Below are 24617 nucleotides of genomic sequence, written 5' to 3'. Positions count from 1 at the left end.
GGAAACGAACGGTGCCGCCCGAGGTTCCGGCTGCGGCCGATGGCCCATGCCCGGCGCATGCCGCCCCTGCGCCTGCAAGGGGGATAAGGTCGCCCTTTCCGTTGACCTCGTCCCCCGCTTTCCCCTCCATAAGACTCGCTTGGGGACGCGGCCTTCGGGACCGCTGGGAGGGGTGAAGCATGCTTGAATTTCTCGGCCGCGCGATCGTGATCGGCGTCGGCGCTACTGCCATTCTCGACCTCTGGGCCCTGCTGCTCAACCGCACACTCGGCATCCCGCTCGCCAATTGGGCGATGGTCGGGCGCTGGTTCGCGCATCTGCCGCGGGGGCGCTTCATGCACGACCCGATCTCGGCCTCGGAGCCGGTTTCCGGCGAACTCTCGATCGGCTGGATCATGCACTATCTCGTCGGCGTGCTCTTCTCCGCCGTGCTGCTGCTGATCTGGGGCATCGGCTGGGCCAAGGCGCCGACATTGATCCCGGCGCTGATCGTCGGCATCGTCACTGTCGGCTGCGGCTGGTTCATCCTGCAGCCCGGCATGGGATTCGGCGTCGCCGCCTCGAAGCGGCCGAACCCCGGCCAGATTCGGCTTATCGGCCTCGTCAACCACGTCGTCTTCGGCCTCGGCCTCTATCTCACCGCGCTGCTGACGCGCTGACCACCGCCTTCCCCGCCCCGCTCCGAGGACCGCCATCATGGCCGCGACCCTGTTCCAGAACGCCCGCATCGTCGACGGAACCGCCCCCGAGCGCGGCGAGCCGGTCAACGTTCTCGTCGAGGACAGGCTGATCCGCGAGGTCGGCAGGTCCCTGCACGCCGACAAGGCCAGGGCGATCGACCTCAAGGGCCGCACCCTGATGCCGGGGCTGATCGATGCCCATGTCCATGTCATCGCCGGCCTCGCCGATCTCGGCCGCAATGCGGCGCTGCCGGACTCGCTCGTCACGGTGCGCTCGCTGGTGATCATGCGCGAGATGCTGCTGCGCGGCTTCACCACGGTGCGCGATGTCGGCGGGGCCGATTTCGGCCTGAAGCAGGCGACCGAGGAGAACGATTTCCCGACGCCGCGCCTCGTCATCTCCGGCAAGGCTCTGAGCCAGACCGGCGGCCATGCCGATTTTCGCGGGCGCTATGACGACCGCACGGCGCCCGGAACCCGCCATCGCCTCGGCGCGCTCGGCCGCATCTGTGATGGCGAGGCGGAGGTGCGCCGCGCCGCCCGCGAGGAGCTGAAGGGCGGCGCCGACTTCATCAAGATCATGGCCAATGGCGGCTGCGCCTCGCCGACCGACCCGATCCATTTCCTCGGCTTCTCGGTCGGCGAATTGCAGGCCGTGGTCGAGGAGGCCCGCATGGCCGGCACCTATGTCTCCGCCCATGTCTATACCGACGAGGCAATACGCCGCTGCGTCGAGGCCGGCGTCCATTCGCTCGAGCATTGCAACCTGATCCAGACCGAGACCGCGAAACTCGCCGCCAGGAACGGCGCCGTCGCAGTGCCCACCCTCGTCACCTATGACAAGCTCGCCAGCGAGGGCGGCAAGCTCGGATTCCCGCCCGACTCGGTCGCCAAGGTCGAGAGCGTCCGCGCCGCCGGCATGGAGTCGCTTGCGATCATGAAATCGGCCGGCCTGCCCATGGCCTATGGCAGCGACCTGCTCGGCGAGATGCACCGGCACCAGTCGGAGGAGTTCGTCATTCGCGGCCGCGCCCTGCCGGCCCATGAGGTGATCGGCGCCGCCACCCATGTCGCCGCGAAACTGCTGAAGCGCGAGGGCAGGATCGGCACGATCGCGCCCGGCGCCCATGCCGACCTCGTCGTCGTCGATGGCGATCCGCTGAAGGATCTGGCGCTGCTGACCCGCCAGGGCCGACACATGCCTGTGATCATGAAGGCCGGGGCCTTCGTCAAACGGACGCGACTGGACTGAAGCGATGGCGCATTGGACACAGCTCGACGCCGCCCCGATCCCGGGCGGCGGCACGCTGAAACTGCTGCAGCGCGGCGAGAGCGAGTTCTCGATCACGCTCGGCCATAACGAATTGATGAATTCACGGCTGCGCGGCTCGGAGGAAGCGCTGGCGACGCTCGCCGCCGAGCGCCTCGGCCAGCGCGCCCGGCCGCGCTTCCTGATCGGCGGGCTCGGCATGGGCTTCACCTTGCGCGCCGCCCTCGCCGTGCTGCCGGCCGATGCCGAGATCATCGTCGCCGAGCTGATCCCGCAGGTCGTCGCCTGGGCCCGCGGCCCGCTCGCTGCGATCTTCGCTGGCTGCCTCGACGATCCCCGCGTCAGTATCCGCGAGGCCGATGTCGCCTCGCTGATCCGTGCCGGCAAGTCCGGCTATGACGCGATCCTGCTCGATGTCGACAACGGCCCCGATGGCTTGATGGTCGAGGCCAATGACCGGCTCTATGATTTCGCCGGGCTCGCCGCCGCCAAATCCGCCCTGCGCAAGGGCGGCGTGCTCGCCATCTGGTCGGCCGGACCGGACCGCGCCTTCACCGAGCGCCTGCGCATGAGCGGATTTGCGGTCGGGGAGAAGAAGGTCCGCGCCAATGCCTCCGGCGGCGGCGCCCGGCATGTGATCTGGCTGGCGACGGCGGCAGCCGCCGATCGCGACCGGGGGCCGCCCGAAAGTACCTCCTCCCGGCGCGGTCCGCGCAGGCGCTGAAACCTTCCGGAACCATCGCGCCGCCCTCCGGTTGATCGGGCATCCCCGCCCTTTCGGAGAAGGAGGCCAGCCATGCCCGCGAAATCCAAGGCGCAGCAGAAGGCGGCCGGAATGGCGCTAGCCGCCAAGCGAGGCGAGATCCCCAGGAGCGATCTCAAGGGCGCCTCGAAAGCGATGGAAGAGTCGATGACCGAGAAAGAGCTCGAGGAGTTCGCCTCGACCAAGCACGAGGGCAAGCCGGAGCATGTCGCCAAGCGCTGAGCCGACAGCACCGCTTCAGGGATGAACCTCGCCTTTCGGCAGCCGGATCGCAAGCAGCATCAGGAAGGCGACGAGCGCGAGCCCGCTCGTCATCCAGATCGCCTGCACGCCCCAGCGGTCGAGCGCCAGCCCGAAGAGCAGCGGTGCAGCGGCCTGCAAGGCTCGCCCGGGACCGCCGATCAGCCCCTGCGTCAGGCCGTAGCCGACCGGCCCGAACAGCGCGAGCGGCAAGGTTCCCTTGGCGATCGTCAGAACGCCGTTGCCGGCCCCGTGCAGGAAGGCGAAAGCATAGGCTCCAGGCGCGCCGAGCGCCAGCAGAACACCGGCACCGAGGGGATGCGTCAGCGTCGCCAGCCTTGCCGAGATCAAGGGATGCAGCTGCCGCATCAGCGTGAATTCGGCAAGCCTGGCGGCGACCTGGGCCGGCCCGATCAGCGCACCTGCGGCGACCGCCACCGCCGTCGTCGCCCCGGCCGCCTCGAGCAGCCGCGGCAGATGCGCCGCCATCGCCGTACTGTTGAACCAGGTGATGGCGAACACCAGCGCCAGCAGCACCATGACCCAGCGCGATTTGCGAGCCCCCGCCCGGTCGACGTCCTGCCCGGTCTTCACCGCAGCCGCAGGGGCGGAAACAGCTATATGGCCTGACGGCAGCAAGCAATTCAGCGGCAGCGCCAGGAAGAGATGCAACCCGGCCCAGCCGAGGCAGGCGCCGCGCCAGCCGATCTGCGCCTCCATCAGCGCCGATAGCGGCCAGCCGATCGTGCTGGCGAAGCCGGCGATCAGGGTGATGCCGGTGATCGGCGAGCGTGCCTCCCGGCCATAGATGCCGGCGAGCGCGGCGAAGGCCGCCTCATAGAGCCCGATCCCCATGCCGAGCCCCATGGCGAGCCAGCCGGTCCAGAGCAGGATCGTCTCCTGCGCCATGGCGAGGCAGACGAGCCCGGCGGCGAAGATGAGATTGGAGCCGATCAGGACACCGCGCCCGCCGCGCCGGTCGATCACCGCTCCGCCCCAGGGGCCAATGACCGCCGACACCACCAGCGCCGCCGAAAAAGCGGCGAAAATCTCGACCGGGCTGGTCGAAAGATCGCGCGCCATCGGCGTCGCCAGCACTGCCGGCAAATAATAGCTCGATGCCCAGGCCACGGTCTGGGCGGTTCCGAGCGCGAGAACGGTCGCAGTGGTCGAACGTGGCGCGGCCATCAGCTTCGGCGGCTCTTCGTCCATGCCGGTGCGGAAACGCCCCTGTTCACAGTCTCCGACAAGTCCCGCTCCCTGGCCCGCTCGCGGCCTCGCCTCTCACCGCACTGAAGCCGCCCCTCGGCGAAAACCGCAAGGGCGCGCCGGTGAAAGGCGCTCCGCCCGCGGCTGCGCACAGCGCATGACGACGATGCCGCCACTCGGCCGGTCGGCCTGCTCAGTTCCGCCAAAATTTGGGGGCTTATCCGGACGGACATGCTATTCCTGCCGACAGCTGCTGTGGCCGGCAATCGATTTCGCGAGAACGCCGTGTTGACCCAGAATTCGTTCTCGCCCCGCCGCCCCGCTTCGCGGCAGTTCGCCTGCACGGAATCGACCCGGCCGTGAGCGACGTCTCGAAACCGCAAACCGGCTCGGTCGCGGCGCTCGGCGCCATCGTCACCGGCGCGCTGATCCTGCAGGTCGCGAGCACGATCATGAACACGGTCGTGCCGCTGCGCATGGCCCTGGAGGAGCAGCCGCTGCTGCTGATCGGCCTGGTCGGCTCGGCCTATTCGGTCGGCTTCCTGCTCGGCTGCTTCTGGATTCCGGCGCTGATCCGGCGCGTCGGCCATATTCGCGGCTTTGCGGTGTTCGCCTCGCTGCAGGCGGCGCTGACGCTCAGCTTTCCGGTCCTGCCGGTCGAATGGTGGAGCCTGACGCGCTTCGTCATGGGCGTCGCGGCGGCCGGCCACAGCATCTGCATCGAGAGCTGGATCAGCGGCCAGGCCCGCTCGAGCCATCGCGGCCGGATCTTCGGCATCTACCAGATCCTGAACCGGCTGGCCCTGATCGGCTCGCAGGTCGGCATCGGCTATGTCGCGATCCAGACCCATGACGTCTTCCTGATCGCCAGCGTCGCCTTCTCGATCGCGCTGATTCCGGTGAGCCTTACCCGGGCGAAGGGCCCGGAATCGGCCGAACTGGTCTCGGTCCGCCTCAAGACGCTCTGGCAGCAGGCCCCGGCCGCCGTGATCGGCTGCCTCTATGTCGGCCTGGTCAGTGGGCCGCTGACCAATGTCGTGCCGGCCTATGGCATCCTGATCGGGCTCGGCCAGCAGCGCGCGCTCCTGCTGACCGCGGTGATCCAGCTCGGCGCGCTCCTGCTGCAATGGCCGATCGGCTGGCTCGCCGACCGGGTCGACAGCCGTCGCGTCCTGCTCGGTGCCACCGCGGCGACCGCCCTGTCCGCTGCAACGCTCGGCGCGCTTTTCCTGTCGGGCACGACGCAGCGCGACTGGTGGCTCTACGGCCTGTTCGCGCTCACCGGCGGCTGCAGCGTGCCGCTCTATACGGTGGCGGTGACCCACGCCTATTTCCGGCTCGGCCGCGACCAGGCCGTCGGCCTCTCGGCAGGGCTGCTCTTCCTGTGGAGCGTCGGGGCGACGATCGGCCCGCTGGTCGCGACAGCCGTGATGCAGATCGTCGGGCCGCAAGGTCTGCTGCTCTATATCGGTGTGCTCTCGCTGGCGGTCGCGAGCTATTTCGCGATGCGCATCCTGACCAATCCGATCGCGCCGGAGGCCGCCGCGGCCCGCACGCCCGCCGAGACCTCGCTCCCCGATCTCGGGCCGCGCCCCCGCCAAAGCGAACTCTGAGCCTTTTTGCGCGAAAATGCTTCAGGCCAAGCAGTCGCGGCCACCCCTGCGCGATGCGGCCGCCACGCCTTCAGGCAGGCTCTCGCGGATCCTGCGCTTCACCTCCTCGATGTCGTGACAGCGCCCGAATCCGGCCGCGGCGGCCCGGCGCTTTCCGGACATCGCCCAATGCCAGCGAGGCGAGCCGCGCGGCGCGTATTTGTCGTGCGTGATGACGGCGATCCGCTCGCCGCCTTCGGCCTCGACATGAAACAAATGGTCGATCTCCGGCCAGGTTCGCCGAATCCGCATCTCAACCGCCCTCATCCAGCTCTGATTCCAGAATGTTCTTATTTTGTTCTGGCCAAAAGTGCAAGCAAACGCCTCGCGCGGCCATGGTTCGAACGGGTCGTGCATCCCAGCTCTGCGCTGGCCGGTTCATGGCCCGGCCATGAAAATCACCACCACCGGATGGTAGAAACAAAAAAGGCGACGCCGGAGCGCCGCCCTTATCTGGTGCAGACATGACTGCTTGTTAACAGCCAGACCGCGATCTCTGAAGTCTTTAAGATACAGCGGAATGCCCAACAGTCAATTACGTCCCCGCAAGAAGAAAACTTGCGCCGCCTGAGAGTTTCTTGACGGCGCGCCGAACCGGTGACTACCCTCGGCTTAGGCGCAACTCCCAACGCAATCCCTGATTGCGACAGCCAAGCGGAAGCGCCACGCTGGGGGCAGGATATGCGTTGGCGTCTGGGGGCCGATCTCGGCACGAATTCGCTCGGCTGGGCGGTCATCCGCCTCGACGACCAGGGCGCTCCGAATGGTGTCGAAGCCGCCGGCTCCCGCATCTTCTCCGATGGGCGCGAGCCGAAATCGGGGGCATCTCTCGCTGGCGGACGCCGCGACGCCCGCGCCATGCGGCGCCGACGCGACCGCTTCAAGCAGCGCCAGGCGGCCCTGCTCAAATATCTGACGCTGGCCGGCTTTTTCCCCGCAGATGACGAGGCCCGCCGGGCCCTTGCCGCGCTCGATCCCTATGAGTTGCGGACGCGGGCGCTGGACGAAGCCTTGCCGCCAGCCCATCTCGGCCGAGCGCTGTTCCACCTGAACCAGCGGCGCGGCTTCAAGTCGAATCGCAAGACCGACCGCGGCCGCAACGACGATGCCGGGATGATCAGGATCGGCGTCGCCCGGCTGCACGAGCAGATGGCGCAAGCGGACGCGAGGACGTTTGGCGAGTTCCTGCACAAACGCCGGGCAGGCGCTGCCGATCCCAACGCGATCCCGCATGTGCGGACCCGGATCGTCGCCCCCGATGCCGAGCGGGCAAGGCCGGCGAGGTCTATGATTTCTATCCCGACCGGCAGACGCTGGAAGAGGAGTTCGCTGCGATCTGGCAGGCGCAGGCGCTGCATCACCCCGCCGTGCTGACACCCGAAAGGCGCGAGCAGTTCTACGAGATCATTTTCCACCAGCGCCCGCTGAGGGAACCGAAGATCGGCTTCTGCACCTTGCTGCCACCGGAACCGCGCCTGCCCAAGGCGCATCCGCTGTTCCAGCGTCGGCGCCTGCTGGAAGAGCTCAACGCGTTGAGGATCGTGCTGCCTGGAGCGGAAGCACGCCCGCTCGACAGGCCGCAGCGTGACGCTCTGCTCTCGAAGCTCGGGCAGAGGAAGACGGTCACCTATGAATCGCTGCGCAAGGGGTTGAAGCTCGATCCCGATGCCCGCTTCAACAAGGAGAGCGAGAACCGCAAGGAGATGAAGGGCGACGAGGTCGCCGCCGAGATGGCCCATAAGAGCCGCCTCGGCCCGGCCTGGCTCGGCATCAAGCCCGAGGCGCAATGGCCGGTGATCGAGCGCCTGCTGACGCTCGAAAGCGATGCCGAGATCGCCGAATTCGAGGATTGGCTGCAGCAGACCCATGGACTCTCCGGCGAGCAGGCCGCGAACGTCACCAGCGCACGCCTGCCCGTGGGCTATGGCCGCTTCGGCGAGACCGCGACGAAGGCACTGATCGCCGAGCTGGAGAAGGAGGTCGTCGTCTACAGCGAGGCGGTGCAGCGCGCCGGGCTCGGCCATCATTCCGATCTGCGCGATGGGCGGATCTGGCAGGACGACAAGGGCAATCCCGCCTTGCCCTATTACGGCGCGGTACTGGAGCGCCACATCCTGCCCGGCACCGCCGATCCCGATGAGCAGGACGAGGTGCTGCGCACGGGACGGCTGACCAACCCGACCGTGCATATCGGCCTCAACCAGCTGCGCCGCGTCGTCAACGCACTGATCCGCCGTTTTGGACCGCCGCAGGAGATCGCGATTGAGCTCGCCCGCGAGCTCAAGCTCGACGAGGAGCGCAAGCGCGAGATCAATGTCGAGAACAGGAAGAATCGCGAGGCGGCCGAGCAGCGCTCGCGGAAGCTCCAGGAGATCGGCCAGGCCGACAAGGGCGGCAACCGGGCGCTGCTCAAGCTCTGGGAGGAGCTCAACCGCGACAATGTGCTCGACCGGCGCTGCGTCTATAGCGGCCGGCAGATCTCGCTCGACATGCTGTTCTCGGGCGCGATCGAAATCGACCACATCCTGCCCTTCAGCGCCACGCTCGACGATTCCAACGGCAATCGCATCCTCTGCCTGCGCGAGGTCAACCGCATCAAGCGCAAGCGCACGCCCTTCGAGGCCCGGGCCGATCTGCGCGCCCATTTCGGCCCGGATGCCGAATGGGAAGCGATCGCCGCCCGCGCCGCACGCCTGCCCAGGGAGAAGCGCTGGCGCTTCGAACCGGAGGCGCTCGGCCGCTTCGATGCGCAGGGCGGCTTCCTCGCCCGCCACCTCATCGACACCCAGCATCTTTCGCGGCTGGCGCGGGAATATCTTTCGGCGCTCTACCCCGAGACCGGCGAGGGCTCGAGCCATGTCTGGGTCTCGCCCGGGCGATTGACCGAGATGTTGCGGCGCAATTGGGGGCTCAACCATCATCTGCCGGACCACAATCTCGCCGGCGGCGCCAGCCAGCCGAAGAACCGCCGGGACCACCGCCATCACGCGATCGACGCCATCGTCGTCGCGGTGACCGATCGCGCCATGCTCAATCGCATCGCCCGCGAGGCCGGCAGCCAGGGCCATGAGGCCGCCGACCGGCTCGTCGCCGGCATCCCCGACCCCTGGGCGGGGTTCTCGGAGGCGGTCGGCGAGGCCGTGCGCACCATCACCGTGAGCCATCGCCCGGACCATGGCAGCGCGAGCAAGGCCGGACGTCCGGCGAATCGCGATACGACGGCCGGGCGCCTGCACAACGAGACAGCCTATGGCCTCACCGGCGAGAAGGATGCGCGCGGGCTCGACATCGTCGTCACGCGCAAGCCGCTCTCGGCATTCAAGAAACCGGCCGATCTCGACGCGATCCGCGACGAGGATCTGAAACAGAAGCTGAAGGACTGGACCGCCGGCAGGGAGGGGGCGGCCTTCGAGCAGGCAATGCGCAGCTTCGGCCATCCCGAGCGCGGACCGCGCTCCTATCCAGGGCTACGCCGCATCCGCGTCGTCGAGCCGCTCTCCGTCATCCCGATCAGGGACCGGGATAGACGCGCCTACAAGGCCTATAAGGGCGACTCCAATTACCGCTTCGACGTCTGGGAATTGAAGACCGGCAAGTGGAAGGACGAGGTCGTCTCGATGTTCGAGGCACATCAGCCGGGCTGGAGCTCGCCGATCCGCGCCGACAATCCGACAGCCCGCAAAGTGCTCTCATTGCAGCAGAACGACGTCGTCGCGATCGAGCGCGACGGCGAGCGCGAGCTGATGCGCGTCGTCAAGTTCTCCGCCGGTTCGCTCGTGCTGGCACCGCCGCAGGAAGCCGGCAGCCTGAAAGCCCGCGACGCCGACAAGGACGACCCGTTCCGCTACGTCTACGGCTCGCCCAGCTCGCTGCAGCGCTGGAAGGCGCGACAGGTCCGCATCGACGAGCTCGGCCGCATCCACGACCCGGGTTTTCCGGCTCGCAAGCCCCGTCCGAAGGGCTAGGGCATGGAGCGGGTCGTCGACATCGCCAGCGACGGCCGCCACCTCTCCGCCCTGCGCGGCTTCCTCCTCGTCAGCGAGGACAGGCAGGAGATCGGCCGCGTCCCGCTCGACGACATCGCGGCGGTGATCGTGCATGCGCATGGCGTCACCTGGAGCACCAATCTCGCCGTCGCCCTGGCCGAGCGCGGCGTGCCGCTGGTGCTGTGCGGGCAGAACCATGCACCGGTCGGCGTCCTGCTTCCGCTCGACGGCCATCATGGGCAGAATGCGCGCATGCGGGCGCAATGGGCAGCCGGCCGCCCGCTCGCCAAGCAGCTCTGGAGCCGGATCATCGTGGCCAAGCTGCGCTGGCAGGCCGCCATTCTCGCGGCGCATGGCAAGGAGCGCGCCGCACTCGACATGCTCGTCCGCAAGGTGCGCTCGGGCGATCCCGACAATATCGAGGCGCAGGCGGCGCGGCGCTACTGGCCCTTGCTGATGGGGCCGGGCTTCCGCCGCGAGCGCGATGCGCAGGACATCAACGGGCCCCTGAACTATGGCTATACCATCCTGCGCTCACTGGTCGCCCGGTCGGTGGTCGCGGCGGGCCTGCATCCCTCGATCGGCATCCATCACGCCAATCGCGGCAATGCCTTCGCGCTCGCCGACGATCTCGTCGAGCCCTTCCGGCCCCTGGTCGACGCGCTGGCGCTGCGCCTTGCCGCAAAAGGCTTCGACAAGGTCGACCCGGCCACGAAGCGGGCGTTCGCAGGACTGATCGCAGTCGATCTCCCGAGCGCGGACGGTGTCACCACGGTGACCGTGGCGGCCCAGCGCCTGGCGCAGTCGCTGGCGCGCGCCTTCGAGACGAACGACGCCTCGGCACTGGTGACGCCCTTGCCACCAACGCCGATCGAGATCGCGGGCCTCGACCGGCTGATTCCCGAGTCGGAGCCCAAGCCCTCCTCGACCATGCCCGCGGCGGAACGCCCGCCATGACGCTCACCCAGCTCAGCGGTTACCGGCTCATGTGGATCTTCGTGATGTTCGACCTGCCCGTGACCAGCAAAGTCGAGAACCGCGCAGCGACCAAGTTTCGCGAATATCTGCTCGACGAGGGTTTCGAGAAGAGCCAGTTCTCGGTCTATGCCCGCTTCTGCAACGGCAAGGAGCAGTTCGAGGCCTATCTGCGGCGGATCGAGGCGCATCTGCCCGCACGCGGCGACGTGCATATCCTGACATTCACCGACCGGCAGTATGAGAATATCGTCAGGTTCTCGGGCCAGCGCCGGAAACACAGCCGGAAAAATCCGGATCAACTCGCGCTATTCTGAGCGGAAACATGCAGAAAAAACATCCCATCACCGCCCCTATCCTCTTTCTTTACAAGGAGATAGGGGCTGATGGAGATTAGCGTTTCAGAGATCGCGGTCCAGCGGCAACACGAACCTGGCAGGTTCAGCGACATGCTTGAGATTAGCGTTTCAGAGATCGCGGTCCAGCGGCAACTCGTGGTCAAATGCACCGCGCCGCTGGTCGAGATTAGCGTTTCAGAGATCGCGGTCCAGCGGCAACGGGGCCTGCATCCACGAGATGCCGACCTGCTAGATTAGCGTTTCAGAGATCGCGGTCCAGCGGCAACTCATCGCATCGGTGAGCGAGGTCACCGAGAAGATTAGCGTTTCAGAGATCGCGGTCCAGCGGCAACACGATGTCGAGCAGGGGCAGATCGCGGGCCAGATTAGCGTTTCAGAGATCGCGGTCCAGCGGCAACGAGGATGTCGATACCCTGCGCGTGCACCTGAGATTAGCGTTTCAGAGATCGCGGTCCAGCGGCAACAGGGCCGCCATCCGCTTGGCGAGAACGGCGAGATTAGCGTTTCAGAGATCGCGGTCCAGCACCGGATCCTTAGGGCTGCCCCGATTGCAACCAGGCGCGCAGGGCCGCATTCACCGCCGCCGGGTTCTCGATCGGCGTCATATGGCCGCTGCCGGGTACGGCGACGAGCCTGGCCTGCGGCACGAGACGCGCCATGGCTTGGTGCTCGGCGAGCGGCGTCAGCCTGTCCTCCTCGCCGCACAGGATCAGGACCGGGCAGCTCAAGCCGCTCAGGACGCCGGAGCCATCCTTCCGCAGGATATTGTTCTGGCGCAGGAAGACCTCGGCGCCGAGCCGTTGCGTCATGCCCCGGATGCGCCCGACGATCTGCTCGTCCTGAAGATGGGCCTCGCTGAGATAGGTCCTGAGCAACCGGTCGCCGAAGCCGTGGAAGGTGCCCGGCCCCCGGGCGGCCTTGTCACGAACCTGTCGCGCCGCCGCCCGCTCGGGATCGTCCGGCTGGATCGAGGTGTCGAGCAGAGCCAGCCGCTCGATGCGCTCCGCCGCGAGACGCGCCATCTCGACCGCGACATAGCCACCCAGCGAGAAGCCGGCCAGCGCAAAGCGCGGCGGTGCCTGCGCCAGCACGCTCTGCGCCAGCGCCTCCAGACTCTCGCCCTGCGTGATGTCGGCGACCAGGCACTCCGCGATATCCGCCAGCGCCGCGATCTGGTCGCGCCATAGCTCGGCATCGTTGAGGAGCCCGGGGATCAGGATGAGCGGGGGCAGAGCCATTCGAAACCTTCCTCAGACAAGGCATTTTCCAGGCGCAGGCTTCCACGGGTACTTGCGCCGACGCTCCTGCCGGCTCGTGATGCAGGCAGCCCGGCCTCAGGCGCCGGTCTCTGCGCTTCGCGCCAGGATGGAGCGGGCACGCAGGCGTACGGGCTCGTCGACCATCGCGCCGTCGACCGCCGCCGCGCCATCGCCGCTCGCCAGCACCTTGCGGGCCCAGGCGATCTCGGCGGGATCGGGGGCAAAGCCGGCACGGATAGGCTCGATCTGCCGCGGATGGATGCAGAGCTTGCCGCTGAAGCCGAGCTCGCTTGCATGACGCGCATCCCCGGCGATGAGCCCTGCATCGTCGATCGCGGTGGTCACGCCGTCGATCGGCGGCAGGAGGGACGCCAGTCGCGAGGCCAGCACCAATTCGCTGCGCGCCGCCAGCAAGGCCTCGCGGCTATGGGCACAGCCGAGATCGGCGCAGAAGTCGATGCTGCCGAAGGCGATACGCGCGACATTGCCGGTCGCCGCGATCCGGCGGGCATCGGCGAGGCCGCGGGCGCTCTCGATCAGCGCGATCACCGGCATCGGCAGGCGCGTGCACAGATCCGCGAAGGCGGCGCCGGCTTCGGCCTTGGGCACCATCACCGCCGCGAGCTTGAGGTCCATGAGCGCGGCGATATCGGCCTCGTGCCAGGGCGTGCCGAGCCCGTTGATCCGCAGGATGATCGGCAGATCGGTGAAATCGTCCCGCAGGGCGGCCCGCGCCGCCGCCTTGTCGTCGCGGGCGACCGCATCCTCGAGATCGAGGATGACGGCGTCGCAACCGGCCGCGGCGGCCTTGCCGAAGCGTTCCGGCCGGTTGCCCGGCACGAAGAGCGGAACCAGGCAATCCAGCGCCGCGCTCATGTCCGGTACGCCTTTGCCGACATGCAGGCCGTGCCGTCCTCACGCGCCGTCCAGAGCTCCAGCCCGTTATCCACCTCGCGGGCATGGAGCGCGAACGCGTCATGCTCGAAGAGCGGGGACAGCCCGCGGAAGCTGAAGCGCTTCGGCGCCGCGCCCAGGAGCTCGGCGGCATAATTGCAGAGCCAGGCCGCCTGCAGCGGGCCGTGGACGACGAGGCCGGGATAGGCCTCGATCTCCTGCGCATAGCGCCGGTCGTAATGGATGCGATGCGCGTTGAAGGTCAGCGCCGAATAGCGGAAGAGCAGCGCCGGACTGGCCTGCTGCGCCCGCCGATGCCTACCCGGTTCGCGCGGCGGTGGCGGCGCGGCTTCCGTGCCCGGCACCGCGGCCTCGCGGTAGACGATCTCCTGCCGCTCCTCCAGGACGAGGCTGCCATTCGCCTCCAATCGATGCTCGACCGTAACGAAGCAGAGCGCGCCGCTGCGGCCCTGCTTGAGCACGACATCGGCGATCCGGGAGGTGCGCCTGGCCCGGTCGCCGACCCTGAGCTCGCCATGGAAGGTCACGGCACCGCCCGCCCACATCCGCCGCGGCAGCGGCACCGGCGGCAGGAAGCCGCCGCGGCCCGGATGACCATCGGCTCCGAGCCTCGCCGTCGGCACGGCCGGCTGGGCCAGGCAGAAATGGATCAGCTGCGGCAGGATCTCGCCCTGCCGGGGCGGCTCGCCCGGGAAATCCAGCGTAGCATGGTATTTGCGCGCGAGATCCTCGGCGACGTGGTCGACGGCGACATCCTCACGGCCGATCCAGCTGCGCAGATGATCGATATCGGGGGCGGTGGTCTCGGCGATCATGCGTCAGGCTCTCGCTGCTGGTCCAGGCCGTAGCGGAATGGGATGGCAGGCGGGCAGGCTCGCGCCTGCGGGGGGCCGCGGCAGCGCCGGTGAGCGCCGCCGCCTTGCCTCGCCGATCAGGGCTTCGGCGGGGCGAGGCCGGGAGGCGCGCTCAGGTCGAAGCCGCCAGGCATGCCGCCACCGCCCAGTCCTGGTATCTGGATTGAGTCGAACTGTTTGTTGATCTGCTGCTGGTCGAGCTGCACTGCGGAAGATTTGTAGTGCATGACCATTTGCGGGAAGAAGACGACGAGGGCGACCATGATGCACTGGATGACGACGAAGGGTACGGCTCCCCAGTAGATCTGTCCGGTTGTGACCGGCTCCATCATCTTGCCGGTGACCTTGTCCTTGTAGCGTTCCTTGGGCGCGACCGAGCGCAGGAAGAACAGGGCGAAGCCGAAGGGCGGATGCATGAACGAGGTCTGCATGTTGACGCCGAGGATGACGCCGAACCAGATCAGGTCGATGCCGAGCTTGTCGGCGGCCGGTCCGAGCAGCGGCACGATGATGAAGGCGAGCTCGAAGAAGTCGAGGAAGAAGGCGAGCAGGAAGACCATCACGTTGACGACGATCAGGAATCCGGTGGCGCCGCCGGGCAGGCCGACGAGCAGGTGCTCGACCCAGAGATGGCCGTTGACGCCGTAGAAGGTCAGCGAGAACACCCGCGCGCCGACCAGGATGAAGAGCACGAAGGCCGAGAGCTTGGCGGTCGACTCCGTCGCCTGGCGCAGCAGGTCGAAGGTCATGCGCTTCTTGCCCCAGGCGAGCAGGATCGCGCCGGCCGCGCCCATGGCGCCGCCCTCGGTCGGGGTGGCGAGGCCGATGAAGATGGTGCCGAGCACGAGGAAGATCAGCGCCAGCGGCGGCACCATCACGAAGATCACCTGCTCGGTCATGCGTGAGAGCAGGTTGAGCTTCAGGATCTTGTTGGCGAGGGCGATCACGAAGGCGACCGCGACCATGATCGACATGGTCAGGATGACGAAGTCGGCACCGGCATTGAGCTTGGTGAAGAGCTTCATATAGGCATAGGCGACGGCGAAGCAGATCAGCGTCACCACCAGCAGCGAGAAGCGCCTGGTCTTGCCGTCGGCATCGCGCAGGGTCTGGGCCTCCGGCGGCAGGCCGGGCGCGCGCTTGGGATAGACGATGGTGATCAGGAAGACATAGCCGGCATACATCGCCGAGAGCACGAGGCCGGGCACGAAGGCGCCTTCGTACATGTCGCCGACCGAGCGGCCGAGCTGGTCGGCGAGCACGATCAGGACCAGCGAGGGCGGGATGATCTGGGCGAGCGTGCCCGACGCGGCGATGACGCCGGTGGCGAGGCGCCGGTCATAGCCGTAGCGCAGCATGATCGGCAGCGAGATCAGGCCCATCGAGATCACCGAGGCGGCGACGACGCCGGTGGTGGCGGCGAGCAGGGCGCCGACGAAGATCACCGCATAGGCGAGGCCGCCGCGGATCGGCCCGAAGAGCTGGCCGATGGTGTCGAGCAGGTCCTCGGCCATGCCCGAGCGCTCCAGCACCAGCCCCATGAAGGTGAAGAACGGGATGGCGAGCAGCACGTCGTTGTTCATCGTGCCGTAGATGCGCTCCGGCAGGGCCTGCAGGAAGTTCTCCTGGAACATGCCGAGCTCGATGCCGACCAGGGCGAAGAGCAGGCCGTTGGCGGCGAGCGCGAAGGCGACGGGGTAGCCGAGCAGCAGGAAGACGACGAGCGCGGCGAACATCACCGGCGCCATGTTCTCGCGGATGAAGTCGCCGAAGCCGGCGGCCTGGGCCTCGCCGGTATGCAGGCTGAAGAAGGCGGCGGCGCTGAGCGCGAGCAGCAGCGCGCAGGCGCGGGCGGAGCGGGCGAGGGTCATGGAAGCGTTCCGGGAATCTGCTGCTGGGCTCACGGGGCGAGGCCTTCGGCCTTCGCCTGGTCGAGCAGGCGCTGGGCCTCGGCCTCGGCGGCGGCCGCATGGCCGCGCGAGCTGTCGTCATCTTCGAGATCGCCACGCATCACGGCGACCTGCTTGATGATCTCCGAAATGCCCTGGAAGCTCAGCATCACGAAGCCGATCACGACCAGGCCCTTGGCCGGCCATTGCGGCAGGCCGCCGGCCGAAAGCGACTGCTCGTTGATCGCATAGGAGCGCAGGAAGAACGGCACCGAATGATAGACGATGAGCAAGGCGAACGGCATCAGGAAGAGCACATGGCCGAGCAGCTCGATCCATTGCTGGACGCGCTTGGGCAGCATGCTGTTCACGATGTCGATGCGGATATGCTCCTTCACCTGCAGCGTCCATGAGGCGCAGAGCAGGAAGACCGCGCCGAACAGCATCCATTGCAGTTCGAGCCAGGCGTTCGACGAGACGCTGAAGACCTTTCGGACGATGGCATTCATCGTCGCCACGAGAACCGCAACGAGGATCAGCCAGGCGATCTTCTTGCCGATCTGGCCGTTGACCGTTTCGATGAACCGGCTGATCGCGAGGAGCTGTTTCATACCGTCTCCGACAGGTTGTCGAGGAGATCGCTCCTCAGCACTTTCTGGGGGTTCATCAGGTTCAGCGGATCGAAGCAGCGCTTCAGCCGCACCATCATTTCGAGTTCGATCGGGCTCTTGTAGTGCTGCAGTTCGGTGATCCGCAGGCGTCCAACGCCATGCTCGGCAGTGATCGAGCCGCCGAGCCGCGAGACGATGTCATGGACGATCCGGTTCACTTCCGGCAGCCGGGCCTGCCAGAGATCGGCGGGCTCGCCCTCGGCCTGGATCGGGTTGAAATGGATGTTGCCGTCGCCGAGATGGCCGAAGGCGAAGGAACGGATGCCGGGAAAGCGCTGCGACAGCGCGGCATTCGCTTCCGCGATGAAGCGATCGACCTGGGAGATTGGCACCGAGACGTCGTGCTTGAACGACGATCCCTCCAGCCGCTGCCCCTCCGGAGCGCCTTCGCGGATGCGCCAGAGCGCGGCGGCCTGGGCGGCCGAGGAGGCGATGACGCCGTCGAGCAGCTCTTCGGCCTCGAGCCCCGCCTCGAAAACCGGGAGCAGCCGCGCTTCCAGCGCTTCGGCGGCGCCCTGGCCGGCGAGTTCGAGCAGCAGATACCAGGGATAGGCTTGCGCCAACGGATCCTGGATCTGGCTGTTGTGCTTGCGCGCGATCTCGACGCAGGCGCGCTCCATCAGTTCGCAGGAGGTGATGGACTCGCCGAGCGCGGCCTTGGCACGGCGCAGCCAGGCGACGGCCTGCGCCGGCGAGTTCGTCGCGAGAAAGGCGGTGGCCGTCGCTTCCGGCAAGGGCAGGAGTTTCAGCGTGGCTCCGGTGATGATGCCGAGCGTGCCTTCGGCGCCGATGAAGATCTGCTTCAGATCGTAGCCGGCATTATCCTTGCGCAAGCCGCGCAGCCCGTCCCAGATGCGTCCATCCGGCAGCACGACTTCGAGGCCCGCCACGAGATTGCGGGCCGTGCCATAACGGACCGCCTGGACGCCGCCGGCATTGGTCGAGAGATTGCCGCCGATCTGGCAGCTGCCTTCGGCTCCGAGGCTGAGCGGGAAGAGCCGGCCGGCATCGCGCGCCGCATCCTGGATGCTCGCCAGCACGCAGCCGGCATCGACGGTGATCGTATCGTTGTCGAGATCGAGGGCCCGGATGCGGTTCATCCGCGTCGTCGAGATCACGATCTCGGAATCGTCGCCATGCGGCTGGCTCGCGCCGGTCAGGCCGGTATTGCCGCCCTGCGGGACGATCGGCGTGCGGGTGCGGTGGCAGATCGCCACGACCGCGGCGAGCTCGGCGGTGTTCGCCGGCTGCACGACGAGCGGAACGCGGCCCTGCCAGCCGTCGCGCCAGGCCACCATCAGTGGCTGCATCTGGTCGCGATCGGTGATCACACCGCGCTCGCCGACAATCGCGCGGATCGGCTCGAGAAGTTCCCTGGCGAAGCAGGCAGGATCGCGCAGCAAGCCGCCGGCGCCGGCGTCGCTCGAGTTCTCAGCCATATTCGTCCTCCTTCGCAGGGAAACGCAGGCACTGGTCGGCATGGCCGGCCAGCCCGAAATTAAGGGCGGAAGCGTTGTAGTGCTTCAGGCCCGAAGCGGCTTCAGACGCTGCGGCCGCCATCGATGTCGAGGACCACCCCGGTCAGGAACGAGGCTTCGTCGGAGGCGAGATAGAGCGCGGCATTGGCGACGTCCTCGGGCTGGCCTAGACGGCCGAGCGGCACGATCCCGCGCATCTGGTCGCGCATTTCAGGGGAATCCGTGCCGAGGAAGGTCGCGAGCAGCGGCGTTTCCGTCGCGACCGGCGCCAGCGCGCAGACACGGATGCGATCGGGCGCCAGTTCGAGCGCCAGCGTCTTGGTGACGTTATGCACCGCGCCCTTGCTGGCATTGTACCAGGCGAGCCCGGGGCGCGGCCGGTTCCCCGCCGTCGAGCCGACATTGAGGATGACGCCGCCGCCCTGGCTGCGCATCACTGGGACGGTCGCGTTGCAGTAGTGGAAGATCGATTTCAGATTGACGGCGAAGACGCGATCGAACTCGGCTTCGGAAACGGCCTCGAACGGCCCCTTGGCGTGACTGGAACCGGCATTGTTGATCAGGATGTCCAGCCGGCCGAAGGCCTCGACGGTCCGGGCCACCGAAGCCTGCACCTCGTCCGCCTTGGTCACGTCAGCCCGGATCGCGATGGCGGCAGCGCCGAAGCGGGCGGCGGTCCCAGCCGCAGCATCCCCGTTCCAGTCGACGACGGCGACCCTGGCGCCTTCCGCCACGAAACGCTCGACCATGGCCAGGCCGAGCCCGGATGCCGCACCCGTCACGAGCGCGACGCGATCCTTCAGACGCATCGACGTTTCCTTCCTTCCGCCCACAGGCGGTTCCCGGCTTGTCCGGGCCGTTGGAGGGGCCTCGACGACCAGGCTCGCCTGATCGTCGCACCCGCGTTTGTTCCATCTGGCGGAGGTCACCACCCTCGGGCCAGCCGAGCCTGGCGCATAGCAGCTATAAGCAAAAAGGCAGGGGTGCTTTCAGCCGACCGCTTCGGGGCTCTCCCGATCGGGACGCGGCCGCGGGCGAGGGCCTTCGAGATTGCGGGTGACGCCACGCAGAATGTCGAGCGGCACCAGGCGCGCCACCTCATCCTGCACGATCCGCATCACCGCGCGCGTCAGCGGCGTGATCGGCTGGTTCGCCGGCGTCGCGAGCACGAGCAGCGCGCGCATCGCGGAGGAGCGGAACGGACGCACGCGGAGCCTTCCGTCCCGGACCTCCCGATGCACTGCGCCAAAAGGTAGCACCGTCGGGCCGACGCCGCGCTCGACCAATTGCTTCAGCGCCGCGACGCAATCGACCTCCGTCAAGACGCGCGGGCGCACGCCTTCGGCGGCGCAGGCGGCATCGACCACCCGGCGCAGTCCGTTCTCCGGTCCCGGCAGGACGCAGGCGCGGCTCGCCAGTTCGGGCAGCGACACCGGTTCGAGCGCGGTGTCGGCACGCGTCGATGGCGGCTCGACCATGAACAGGTCCTCGAGCATCAGAGGCGTCGCGATCAGGCTGCGGCTGCTGCGCGCATCATAGAGCACGGCGATGTCGACCCGCGCGGCCTCGGTCCATTCGAGCAGCACGGCGCTGAAGGCCTCGCGCAGTCGCAGCTGTGCGCGCGGGAACTCGGCGGCGAAGCGCAGCGCAAGATCCGCCCCCATGCTGGCCGAGAGCGAGGGCGGCATGCCGAGCGAGACGCTGCCGGTGTTGTCGATCGCTCCTGCGGCGAGTTCGGTGCGGACATCGGCCAGGCGCCGCATCACGTCCTGCGCCACCTCCTCGAAACGGCGCCCGGCATCGGTGAGCGAGACGCCGCGGCCATGGCGATAAAGCAGGTTCTGCTGCAGCGAGGCCTCGAGATTGCCGATCTGGCGGCTGAGCGCCGGCTGGCTGATGCCGAGCCGGACCGCGGCCCGCGACAGGCTGCCTGCCGCGACCGTTTCGAGAAAATAGCGGATCTGCTGGAGGTCCATTGCTGCGGTCTCTTCGTGCCGCCTCTCTGGTAGCGGTTATAGCTCTTATCTACCAGACTGCATGGCCGATCCGGCCGGGATCGCTAGGTTGCGGGCCGAAGTGACCGCACCTGCCCGTCGACCTGAGCGCAAGGGAGCGGCGAAAGAGGAGGAAGACCTGGGATGTCGCCCCACCTGCCGGCAGATTGCCTCTCCAAGGGCCAAGAGCCCCTGCTCTTCGCCGGGTCTCTGACGCGATGAGCACGATCCTGAACGGGCTTCGCGTCGTCGAGGTCTCCGCCTTCATCGCAGCCCCGCTGGGCGGCATGACACTGGCGCAGCTCGGCGCCGAGGTGATCCGCATCGACCCGATCGGCGGCAATATCGACTATCGCCGCTGGCCGCTCGCTCCCTCCGGCGCCAGCCTCTATTGGGCCAGTCTCAACAAGGGCAAGCGCTCGGTCGCGATCGCCCTCGACAAGCCGGAGGGCCAGGAACTGGCAAGCGCCCTGATCGCCCAGCCCGGAGAGGATGCCGGCATCCTCCTGACCAATCTGCCGGCCAGTGGCTGGATGGGTCACGATGTCCTGTCGCAGCGCCGCGACGACCTGATCAGCCTGCGGCTGACGGGCAATCACGACGGCAGCGGCGCCGTCGACTACACGGTGAACTGCGCCTCGGGCTTTCCGCTGGCGACCGGCGTCGGCGCCGAGCCAGTCAACCATGTCCTGCCGGCCTGGGACATCGCGGCCGGGCTCTATCTCGCGACCGGGCTGCTCGCGGCGGAGCGGGCGCGGCGCCTCGACGGCAAGGGCCGGCAGGTTTCGCTCGCGCTCTCGGACGTGATGCTCGCGAGCGTCGGCAATCTCGGCTACATCGCCGACTATCAAGTCAATGGCGCGGTGCGCCAGCCGCTCGGCAATGATCTCTATGGCGCGCTCGGCCGCGACTTCGCCACCGCCGATGGGCGGCATGTCATGATCGTCGCGATCTCCAACCGGCAATGGCATGCGATCGGCCGCGCCACCGGCCTGGCCGAGAAGCTCGCCATGATCGGCCCGATGATGGATGCCGATCTCAACACCGAAGGCGGCCGCTTCACCGCGCGCGCCGCGATCTTCGCTGTGCTCGAACGCTGGTGCGCCGCGCGCAGCCTCGCCGAGATCGAAGCCGCCTTCGACGGCACCGGCGTGCTCTGGGGCCCCTATCGGGACTTCGGACAGCTGGTCCGCGAGGATGCACGCTGCTCGGTGGCGAACCCGATGTTCGGCACGATCGAGCAGCCCGGCGCCGGCCCGATCCTGGCGCCCGGCTCGCCTCTAGCCTTTTCGGCCGCAGCGCGCCGCCCGCCCTTGCCCGCGCCGCAACTCGGCCAGGACACCGAGGCCGTGCTCGCCGACAGGCTGGGGCTCTCGACCGCCGCCATCGGCAAGCTTCTCCAGACCGGCATCGTCGCCGGTCCCCGTACCGCCTGATTTCGGGATCGATCATGCCCAAGACGACCGACCACGACGCGTTGCTCGCGAGCTGCGCCTCCCTGCTTTCCGCCGCCGAAACCCTGCACGCGGCGACGCGTGCCGCGGTCGCGCAGCTGCTTGCGCCGGGCGGGCGGGTCGATGCCGGCCTCGTCGAGGCGCATCAGTTCGCCGCCCATGGCTTCGCCTGGCAGGGCACCTATGTCGAGGCGCTGCGCCAGACCCTCGCCTGGGCCGAGCGCCTCGCCGCCGACGACCATCTCAGCCCGGCCGACGCGGCCATGCTGCATCTGGGCTTCGCCGAATACGGCGCCCAGCTCGCCGGCGGCATCGCCATGAGCCAGACCGAAACCGTGCGACCCTCGGATATGGGCGTGGCGTCGGATGTCGTCGCAGCTTTCGCCGCCGAGCCAGCGCTGGCCTGGCTCGCGCATGCCCCGGCGCTCGAAGGGGCGAGGCGGACGCTTTCCGGCGAGCTGGCCGAAGGCAGGTTCGGGACGCTCGGCCTCGATGACGAGATCCTCGAGGCGACCCGCGAGCAGTTCCTGCGCTTCGCTGCGAGCGAGGTCACACCCCATGCGCCGGGCTGGCACGCCCGTGACGAGCTGATCCCGCTGGAGCTCGTGCAGAAGCTGGCCGATATGGGCGTATTCGGTCTGACGATCCCGGAGGATTATGGCGGCACCGGCCTCGGCAAGGTGGCGATGTGCCTGGTCTCCGAGGCGCTGAGCGGCGGCTATATCGGCGTCGGCTCGCTCGGCACCCGCTCCGAGATCGCCGGCGAGCTGATCAGGCTCGGCGGCACCGAGGAGCAAAAGGCACGCTGGCTCCCCAGCCTCGCATCGGGCGAAATCCTGCCGACCGCGGTGTTCACCGAGCCGAACACCGGCTCCGATCTCGGCAGCCTGCGGACGCGGGCGGTGCGCGAGGGCGATGTCTATCGCGTCTACGGCGCCAAGACCTGGATCACCCATGGCGCCCGCTCCGACCTGATGACCCTGCTCGTGCGCACCGACCCGCAGAGCACGGATTATCGCGGCCTGTCGATGCTGCTGGCGGAGAAGCCGCGCGGCAGCGAGGCCGACCCGTTCCCGGCACCGGGCATGAGCGGCACCGAGATTCCCGTGCTCGGCTATCGCGGCATGAAGGAATACGAGATCTCCTTCGACGGTTTCGAGGTGCCGGCCTCGAGCCTGCTCGGCGGTGTCGAGGGCCAGGGCTTCAAGCAGTTGATGGAGACCTTCGAGAGCGCCCGGATTCAGACGGCGGCCCGCGCGCTCGGCGTCGCCCAGAATGCGCTCGAGCTCGGCCTCGCCTATGCGCAGAGCCGGGTCCAGTTCGGCAAGGCGCTGCTCGCCTTCCCACGCGTCCATGCCAAGCTCGCCTTCATGGCGACCGAGACGATGATGGCAAGGCAGCTGTCCTATTTCGCCGCGCGGCAGAAGGATGCCGACCGGCGCTGCGACATCGAGGCCGGCATGGCCAAGCTGCTCGCCGCCCGCGTCGCCTTCGCCAATGCCGATTGCGCCCTGCAGATCCATGGCGGCAACGGCTATGCGCTCGAGTACCCGATCAGCCGCGTGCTCTGCGACGCCCGCATCCTGTCGATCTTCGAGGGCGCGGCCGAGATCCAGGCCCAGGTCATCGCGCGCGGCCTGCTCAGCCGCGCCAACTGAAGCGCCGCGGGCAAAAGAAAAGCAGGCTGCACCGCAGCCTGCTCCATCTTCGTTCCGACATCCGCACCCGGCCCGGGCAGCCTGCGCTGCCCGGGCCGGGGCTTTTTCAGCGCCGGATCGCCCGCAGGGCGACCGTGTCGTAGGAGTATTCGGAGACTTGGTTCCAGGTCGCCGATTCCGTCTGGAAGCGGCGCATGCTGTCATAGAGCTTCTTGAAATCGGCGTTCTTGGCCGAGAGCTCGTCATAGAGCTCCATCGCCGCCTTGTGAGCGGCGTCGATGACCTCGGCCGGGAACGGACGCAGCTTGGCGCCGCTGGCGACGACGCGGCGCAGGGCCGGCGGGTTCAGCACGTCGTAGCGCGCCACGGTGTCGACGTTCGCAAGCGCAGCCGAAGCGGTCAGCGCTGCCTGGTAGTGCTTCGGCAGCTTCTCCCACTGCTCGACATTGATGAAGAAGTGCTCCAGCGAGGTGCCGTCCCAGAAGCCGGGGTAGTAGTAGTACGGCGCGACGCGATAGAGGCCGAGCTTCTCGTCGTCATAGGGGCCGTTGAACTCGGCCGCGTCGATCGTGCCGCGCTCGAGCGCCGGGTAGATGTCGCCGCCACCGACCTGCTGCGGCACCGCGCCGAGCTTGGCCAGAATGCTGCCGCCGAGGCCGGAAATCCGGAATTTCAGACCCTTGAGGTCGTCGACGCTCTTGATCTCCTTGCGGAACCAGCCACCCATCTGGCAGCCGGTGTTGCCGCCCGGCAGGCCGACGACATTGTGCTTGCGGAAGAACTCGTCGAGCAGCACCTTGCCTTCGCCGTGATAGGCCCAGGCGTTCTGCTGGCGCGTATTCAGGCCGAAGGGAATATGGGTGCCGATCGCGAAGGTCGGGTCCTTGCCGACATAGTAATAGGCCGCGGTGTGGCAGATCTCGACCGTGCCGTTGCTCACCGCATCGAGCGCCTGGAGCGCCGGGACCACCTCGCCGGCCGCGAAGACCTGGATCTGGAACTTGCCGTCGGTCGCTTCGGCGAGGTTCTTCGCCATCACCTCGGCCGAGCCATAGAGCACGTCGATATTCTTCGGGAAGCTGGAAACCAGCCGCCAGCGGATCGTGGGTGCGCTCTGCGCGATGGCCGGCGCCGCGATCGCTGCACTGCCGATCGCACCGGCCGCAGCCGTTTTCAGAAAGTCGCGTTTCCTCATTGCTTCCTCCGGATACCTCTCGATGGTCGAGCAGGTTTAATTCATTGTATGAATTTATAATTCAAATCTAGCATGACGCCTCGGATGGTGCTAGTCGAAATTCATTACCGGCCGCG

General features: G+C 67.7%; 22 protein-coding genes and 1 CRISPR repeat array. Of the genes, 11 read left to right on the top strand and 11 right to left on the bottom strand.

What is annotated here, in order from left to right:
- Nucleotides 1-179: 179 nt before the first annotated feature.
- From AC3RCC_RS05050 to AC3RCC_RS05035, 4 genes are all read left to right on the top strand, one after another.
- On the top strand, nucleotides 180-659 hold the full coding sequence (locus AC3RCC_RS05050; RefSeq protein WP_492257804.1) for a DUF2938 domain-containing protein: 480 nt from the start codon (nucleotides 180-182) through the stop codon (nucleotides 657-659).
- A 37-nt stretch (nucleotides 660-696) separates the two neighbouring features.
- Nucleotides 697-1932, top strand: a complete 1236-nt coding sequence (locus tag AC3RCC_RS05045; protein WP_492257803.1) for a metal-dependent hydrolase family protein — start codon at nucleotides 697-699, stop codon at nucleotides 1930-1932.
- A 4-nt stretch (nucleotides 1933-1936) separates the two neighbouring features.
- Nucleotides 1937-2674, top strand: a complete 738-nt coding sequence (locus AC3RCC_RS05040) for a spermidine synthase (RefSeq protein WP_492257802.1) — start codon at nucleotides 1937-1939, stop codon at nucleotides 2672-2674.
- A 72-nt stretch (nucleotides 2675-2746) separates the two neighbouring features.
- Nucleotides 2747-2935, top strand: a complete 189-nt coding sequence (locus AC3RCC_RS05035; protein WP_492257801.1) for a DUF3008 family protein — start codon at nucleotides 2747-2749, stop codon at nucleotides 2933-2935.
- 15 nt (nucleotides 2936-2950) lie between these two features.
- Here AC3RCC_RS05035 and AC3RCC_RS05030 read toward each other — a convergent pair whose 3' ends face one another.
- The gene (locus AC3RCC_RS05030; RefSeq protein ID WP_492257800.1) at nucleotides 2951-4141 is read right to left on the bottom strand and encodes an MFS transporter; all 1191 of its coding nucleotides are present in this window, start codon (nucleotides 4139-4141) and stop codon (nucleotides 2951-2953) included.
- Nucleotides 4142-4521: 380 nt separating this feature from the next.
- Between AC3RCC_RS05030 and AC3RCC_RS05025 the strand changes: the two genes are divergently transcribed.
- Entirely contained in the window at nucleotides 4522-5775 is a 1254-nt protein-coding gene (locus AC3RCC_RS05025; RefSeq protein ID WP_291640743.1) for an MFS transporter, read from the top strand.
- A gap of 21 nt (nucleotides 5776-5796) precedes the next feature.
- Here the strand turns inward: AC3RCC_RS05025 and AC3RCC_RS05020 are convergent, their stop codons facing one another.
- Nucleotides 5797-6171 (bottom strand): hypothetical protein, encoded by a 375-nt coding sequence (locus AC3RCC_RS05020; RefSeq protein ID WP_492257799.1) that lies wholly within the window; start codon nucleotides 6169-6171, stop codon nucleotides 5797-5799.
- Nucleotides 6172-6495: 324 nt separating this feature from the next.
- On the opposite strand from AC3RCC_RS05020, the gene cas9 (AC3RCC_RS05015) reads away from it, so the two are divergent.
- The 4 genes from cas9 (AC3RCC_RS05015) to cas2 are packed head-to-tail and all read left to right on the top strand — an operon-like array spanning nucleotide 6496 to nucleotide 11092.
- Entirely contained in the window at nucleotides 6496-7188 is a 693-nt protein-coding gene (gene cas9 / locus AC3RCC_RS05015; protein WP_492257798.1) for a type II CRISPR RNA-guided endonuclease Cas9, read from the top strand.
- On the top strand, nucleotides 7128-9779 hold the full coding sequence (gene cas9 / locus AC3RCC_RS05010) for a type II CRISPR RNA-guided endonuclease Cas9 (protein WP_492258750.1): 2652 nt from the start codon (nucleotides 7128-7130) through the stop codon (nucleotides 9777-9779). Before cas9 (AC3RCC_RS05015) ends, cas9 (AC3RCC_RS05010) begins: the two co-directional genes overlap by 61 nt.
- A 3-nt stretch (nucleotides 9780-9782) precedes the next feature.
- Nucleotides 9783-10757 (top strand): type II CRISPR-associated endonuclease Cas1, encoded by a 975-nt coding sequence (gene cas1, locus AC3RCC_RS05005; RefSeq protein WP_492257797.1) that lies wholly within the window; start codon nucleotides 9783-9785, stop codon nucleotides 10755-10757.
- Nucleotides 10754-11092 carry a CRISPR-associated endonuclease Cas2 gene (cas2, locus tag AC3RCC_RS05000; RefSeq protein WP_492257796.1) on the top strand — a complete coding sequence of 113 codons (339 nt, stop codon included), beginning with the start codon at nucleotides 10754-10756 and terminating at the stop codon, nucleotides 11090-11092. Before cas1 ends, cas2 begins: the two co-directional genes overlap by 4 nt.
- Before the next feature lie 73 nt (nucleotides 11093-11165).
- A CRISPR array of direct repeats spans nucleotides 11166-11664; the repeat unit is 36 nt; unit sequence AGATTAGCGTTTCAGAGATCGCGGTCCAGCGGCAAC.
- Nucleotides 11665-11667: 3 nt separating this feature from the next.
- On the opposite strand, the gene AC3RCC_RS04995 is transcribed toward cas2, so the two are convergent.
- The 8 genes from AC3RCC_RS04995 to AC3RCC_RS04960 form a co-directional block, all read right to left on the bottom strand.
- On the bottom strand, nucleotides 11668-12372 hold the full coding sequence (locus AC3RCC_RS04995) for an alpha/beta fold hydrolase (RefSeq protein WP_492257795.1): 705 nt from the start codon (nucleotides 12370-12372) through the stop codon (nucleotides 11668-11670).
- 96 nt (nucleotides 12373-12468) lie between these two features.
- On the bottom strand, nucleotides 12469-13269 hold the full coding sequence (locus AC3RCC_RS04990; protein WP_492257794.1) for an HpcH/HpaI aldolase/citrate lyase family protein: 801 nt from the start codon (nucleotides 13267-13269) through the stop codon (nucleotides 12469-12471).
- Nucleotides 13266-14123, bottom strand: a complete 858-nt coding sequence (locus AC3RCC_RS04985) for an HTD2 family dehydratase (RefSeq protein WP_492257793.1) — start codon at nucleotides 14121-14123, stop codon at nucleotides 13266-13268. Before AC3RCC_RS04985 ends, AC3RCC_RS04990 begins: the two co-directional genes overlap by 4 nt.
- Before the next feature lie 116 nt (nucleotides 14124-14239).
- Nucleotides 14240-15910, bottom strand: coding sequence for a TRAP transporter large permease (locus AC3RCC_RS04980; RefSeq protein WP_492258749.1), 1671 nt, complete (start codon nucleotides 15908-15910; stop codon nucleotides 14240-14242).
- 152 nt (nucleotides 15911-16062) lie between these two features.
- Nucleotides 16063-16662 (bottom strand): TRAP transporter small permease subunit, encoded by a 600-nt coding sequence (locus AC3RCC_RS04975; RefSeq protein WP_492257792.1) that lies wholly within the window; start codon nucleotides 16660-16662, stop codon nucleotides 16063-16065.
- Nucleotides 16659-18161 carry an FAD-binding oxidoreductase gene (locus AC3RCC_RS04970; RefSeq protein WP_492257791.1) on the bottom strand — a complete coding sequence of 501 codons (1503 nt, stop codon included), beginning with the start codon at nucleotides 18159-18161 and terminating at the stop codon, nucleotides 16659-16661. The genes AC3RCC_RS04975 and AC3RCC_RS04970 overlap by 4 nt, the downstream gene beginning before the upstream one ends.
- A 101-nt stretch (nucleotides 18162-18262) precedes the next feature.
- Nucleotides 18263-19009 (bottom strand): glucose 1-dehydrogenase, encoded by a 747-nt coding sequence (locus AC3RCC_RS04965; protein ID WP_291642203.1) that lies wholly within the window; start codon nucleotides 19007-19009, stop codon nucleotides 18263-18265.
- A gap of 180 nt (nucleotides 19010-19189) precedes the next feature.
- A complete protein-coding gene (locus AC3RCC_RS04960) occupies nucleotides 19190-20176 on the bottom strand; it encodes a LysR family transcriptional regulator (RefSeq protein WP_492257790.1) in 987 nt (328 codons plus the stop codon).
- A 236-nt stretch (nucleotides 20177-20412) separates the two neighbouring features.
- Between AC3RCC_RS04960 and AC3RCC_RS04955 the strand changes: the two genes are divergently transcribed.
- Entirely contained in the window at nucleotides 20413-21630 is a 1218-nt protein-coding gene (locus AC3RCC_RS04955) for a CoA transferase (RefSeq protein WP_291648396.1), read from the top strand.
- Nucleotides 21631-21644: 14 nt separating this feature from the next.
- A complete protein-coding gene (locus AC3RCC_RS04950) occupies nucleotides 21645-23306 on the top strand; it encodes an acyl-CoA dehydrogenase family protein (protein WP_492257789.1) in 1662 nt (553 codons plus the stop codon).
- 106 nt (nucleotides 23307-23412) lie between these two features.
- Here AC3RCC_RS04950 and AC3RCC_RS04945 read toward each other — a convergent pair whose 3' ends face one another.
- Nucleotides 23413-24501 (bottom strand): TRAP transporter substrate-binding protein, encoded by a 1089-nt coding sequence (locus tag AC3RCC_RS04945; protein ID WP_291642215.1) that lies wholly within the window; start codon nucleotides 24499-24501, stop codon nucleotides 23413-23415.
- Nucleotides 24502-24617 lie beyond the last annotated feature (116 nt).

Source organism: Allobosea sp. GW823-FHT01F03, from assembly GCF_058798075.1.
The sequence above is the reverse complement of the archived record's forward strand: the minus strand, read 5'-3'. Positions and strand labels throughout refer to the sequence as shown.

Excerpts from the sequence above, each read along its gene's own strand:
- AC3RCC_RS05050 (WP_492257804.1), top strand. The coding sequence starts at position 180 with ATGCTTGAATTTCTCGGCCGCGCGATCGTGATCGGCGTCGGCGCTACT.
- AC3RCC_RS05045 (WP_492257803.1), top strand. The coding sequence starts at position 697 with ATGGCCGCGACCCTGTTCCAGAACGCCCGCATCGTCGACGGAACCGCC.
- AC3RCC_RS05040 (WP_492257802.1), top strand. The coding sequence starts at position 1,937 with ATGGCGCATTGGACACAGCTCGACGCCGCCCCGATCCCGGGCGGCGGC.
- AC3RCC_RS05035 (WP_492257801.1), top strand. The coding sequence starts at position 2,747 with ATGCCCGCGAAATCCAAGGCGCAGCAGAAGGCGGCCGGAATGGCGCTA.
- AC3RCC_RS05030 (WP_492257800.1), bottom strand. The coding sequence starts at position 4,141 with ATGGCCGCGCCACGTTCGACCACTGCGACCGTTCTCGCGCTCGGAACC.
- AC3RCC_RS05020 (WP_492257799.1), bottom strand. The coding sequence starts at position 6,171 with ATGCACGACCCGTTCGAACCATGGCCGCGCGAGGCGTTTGCTTGCACT.
- cas9 (WP_492257798.1), top strand. The coding sequence starts at position 6,496 with ATGCGTTGGCGTCTGGGGGCCGATCTCGGCACGAATTCGCTCGGCTGG.
- cas1 (WP_492257797.1), top strand. The coding sequence starts at position 9,783 with ATGGAGCGGGTCGTCGACATCGCCAGCGACGGCCGCCACCTCTCCGCC.
- cas2 (WP_492257796.1), top strand. The coding sequence starts at position 10,754 with ATGACGCTCACCCAGCTCAGCGGTTACCGGCTCATGTGGATCTTCGTG.
- AC3RCC_RS04995 (WP_492257795.1), bottom strand. The coding sequence starts at position 12,372 with ATGGCTCTGCCCCCGCTCATCCTGATCCCCGGGCTCCTCAACGATGCC.
- AC3RCC_RS04990 (WP_492257794.1), bottom strand. The coding sequence starts at position 13,269 with ATGAGCGCGGCGCTGGATTGCCTGGTTCCGCTCTTCGTGCCGGGCAAC.
- AC3RCC_RS04985 (WP_492257793.1), bottom strand. The coding sequence starts at position 14,123 with ATGATCGCCGAGACCACCGCCCCCGATATCGATCATCTGCGCAGCTGG.
- AC3RCC_RS04980 (WP_492258749.1), bottom strand. The coding sequence starts at position 15,910 with ATGGCGCCGGTGATGTTCGCCGCGCTCGTCGTCTTCCTGCTGCTCGGC.
- AC3RCC_RS04975 (WP_492257792.1), bottom strand. The coding sequence starts at position 16,662 with ATGAAACAGCTCCTCGCGATCAGCCGGTTCATCGAAACGGTCAACGGC.
- AC3RCC_RS04970 (WP_492257791.1), bottom strand. The coding sequence starts at position 18,161 with ATGGCTGAGAACTCGAGCGACGCCGGCGCCGGCGGCTTGCTGCGCGAT.
- AC3RCC_RS04965 (WP_291642203.1), bottom strand. The coding sequence starts at position 19,009 with ATGCGTCTGAAGGATCGCGTCGCGCTCGTGACGGGTGCGGCATCCGGG.
- AC3RCC_RS04960 (WP_492257790.1), bottom strand. The coding sequence starts at position 20,176 with ATGGACCTCCAGCAGATCCGCTATTTTCTCGAAACGGTCGCGGCAGGC.
- AC3RCC_RS04955 (WP_291648396.1), top strand. The coding sequence starts at position 20,413 with ATGAGCACGATCCTGAACGGGCTTCGCGTCGTCGAGGTCTCCGCCTTC.
- AC3RCC_RS04950 (WP_492257789.1), top strand. The coding sequence starts at position 21,645 with ATGCCCAAGACGACCGACCACGACGCGTTGCTCGCGAGCTGCGCCTCC.
- AC3RCC_RS04945 (WP_291642215.1), bottom strand. The coding sequence starts at position 24,501 with ATGAGGAAACGCGACTTTCTGAAAACGGCTGCGGCCGGTGCGATCGGC.